This window comes from Pseudomonas sp. 21615526 (assembly GCF_013386245.1).
In the GTDB taxonomy this organism is placed as follows: domain Bacteria; phylum Pseudomonadota; class Gammaproteobacteria; order Pseudomonadales; family Pseudomonadaceae; genus Aquipseudomonas.
Map to the genome: position 1 here is coordinate 1 of NZ_JACAOM010000241.1, position 2402 is coordinate 2402.

2 protein-coding genes are annotated in these 2402 nt (G+C 60.0%); both read right to left on the reverse strand.

Going from position 1 to position 2402, the window contains the following annotated elements; genetic code table 11:
* Positions 1-1355 (reverse strand): efflux transporter outer membrane subunit (locus tag HX786_RS31480; RefSeq protein WP_178913084.1); only part of this gene is annotated, 1355 nt, incomplete at its 3' end.
* Entirely contained in the window at positions 1355-2149 is a 795-nt protein-coding gene (locus HX786_RS31485) for a helix-turn-helix transcriptional regulator (protein ID WP_008430236.1), read from the reverse strand. The genes HX786_RS31485 and HX786_RS31480, both read right to left, overlap by 1 nt.
* Positions 2150-2402 lie beyond the last annotated feature (253 nt).

Here is a 2402-nt window from a genome sequence, read left to right on the forward strand (position 1 = left end):
GTATACAAATTCACCTCCGCCACCAACTGCGCCAACCGATCAACAATCAACGCCTGCTGCGAACTGAACAACGACCGCTGCGCATCCAGAAACACCAGATTACTGTCCACCCCACTGCGATACCGGTGCTGAGCCAGGTCGTAATACGTCTGGTTGGCCCGAACAAAATCCCGCTGCGCCGCCAGTTGCTCGTTATACGTTTGACGCGCCGCCAGCCCGTCCGAGACTTCCTGGAACGCGGTCTGAATCGACTTCTCATACTGCGCGACATAAATGTTCTTCTGAATCTTCGCGTAATCCAGGCTGGCCCGCAGGCTGCCCGCGTTGAAGATCGGCAGATTGATCTGCGGCTGGAACCCCCAACTCCCCGAGCCCCCCTGGAACAATCCCGACAGATCCTTACTCGAGGTGCCCGCGTTGGCCGTCAGCGTAACCGAAGGAAAAAACGCCGCCCGCGCCGCGCCAATATTCGCGTTGGCCGCCTGAAGCTGATACTCGGCCTGCACAATATCCGGCCGCCGTTGCAGCAGGTCCGACGGCAACCCGGCCGGCACCCGGGCTACCAGGTCGTCGGACAGCGGCTGTGCCGGCAAAGAATCCGGCACCGGCCCACCCACCAGCAACGCCAGGCTGTTGAGGTCCTGGGCCACCTGCCGCTGGTAGCGCGCAATGCTTGCCCGGGTACTTTCGACGCTGGTCTGGGCCTGGATCACATCAATCGACGTCGCCTTGCCCGCCGTTTTACTGCGCGACGTCAGGCGCAGGCTGTGCTCGTCCGAGGCCAGCGTCTGCCGGGCCAGGGCCAGCAGTTCCTGGTCGGCACGCCAGGTCAGGTAAGCGTTGGCGACGTTGGCCACCAGGCTCAGTTGCGCGCTGCGCCGAGCTTCTTCAGTGGCCAGGTATTGCAGCATCGCCTGCTCACTGAGGCTGCGTACACGGCCGAAAAAATCCAGCTCGTAGGCGCTGACGCCCAATGTCGCCGAATAGGTAGAGGTGATCGCAGACTTGCCGGTGGTAGTGGCGCGCCGCGGGACTTTCTGGCGGTTTTCGGCACCCGTGGCAGACACCGCCGGGAACAGGTCGGCACGCTGGATGCGGTACTGCGCCTGGAACGCTTCGACATTCAGCGCCGCCACCCGCAGGTCACGGTTATTCACCAGGGCCTGGCCAATCAACTGCCGCATCACCGGGTCACGGAACAACTGTTGCCAGTCAGGCCCGGCGGCCGATGGCCCCACCCGGTCCGCGTTATACCCCGGGTAGTGCGCCGGGGTCGGTGCCTCGGGCCGCTGATAGTCCGGGATCAACGAACACCCGCCAAGCACACACGCCACGCCGAGCATCAGTTTTTTCATCACGCGCCAACCATCCATTTGGCCAGGCCATGCCGGCCACTCACGCCCAGTTTGGCCGCCGCGCGCTTGAGGTAGGTTTCGATGGAGCTGTTTTTCACGCTGAGTTTCTCGGCCATCTGCGGTACGGTTCCGCCGGTCAACAACCCCAGGCAAACCTCCTGTTCCCGCGCCGATAAGGTGATGTCACTGAGTGACAGGCGTTTATAGAATTCGCGCTGCAATTGCGACTGCTCCAACGGAGTTTTAGAGGGCTCGGGCGCTACCGGCGGGGCCTGTCGATTGATCTGCGCGTGGCGCTCGATCAACGGCAGCAAGGTTTCCGAAAGGCTCTTGAGAAACGACAGCTGCGCCAGGGAAAAGGCGCGTTGGGTGTGGGGCCGGTAGAACGAAATCACGCAGCGCCGATTGGCCTGGCGCGATACCAGGTTGCACTGATGGGAGGTGCCGCGGGTGTGGGTGCTGTCGGCCTTGGCATTCATCTGGATCAACAGCGGGTCGTTCATGCCGAGCATTTTTTTCAGCAGCGGATGATCGTCGCGGTGATGCAGGGTGCGCGGTGGCGGCAGGTCCTGCTTCAACCCGTCGCTGCCAAGTAACTTGATATCGAGCACGCAGGCCTGGTGCTCGTCGAGGGTCCATTCACTGAGGTCCACCAAGTGAACCGGTACCAGCTTGTTGACCAGTTGCAGCATGTTCGCTGCGAAGTGTTCAGTGCCGGTGCTTGAAATCAACTCTCCCAACTCGAAATAAAAATGCGGATTTTCCATATTCCGAATACTGCTGGTCAGACTCATAGCCATCTCATCCTTGATGTCGAAAACCGTCAACGGTTGCCCGTACGTGTGCAGGCCTCCCGTTCTCCTTGAACCTGGGTCGGTGCTCGAGGCTTCATTTAGCCACGTGGATTTGTCCTACGTATGTAGCGGAAACGAGGGACACAACCTGCCATAAAAAGCGCGCCATTATTTCGTCATTTCCGACAGGGATATAGGCTGAAGCTGCAGGGTAAAAGGATTTTAGAGTTTGTTAACTAGTTGATATAAAACA

Bases quoted from the DNA above. Each gene is read 5' to 3' on its own strand.
- HX786_RS31485 (WP_008430236.1), bottom strand. From the start codon at position 2,149: ATGAGTCTGACCAGCAGTATTCGGAATATGGAAAATCCGCATTTTTAT.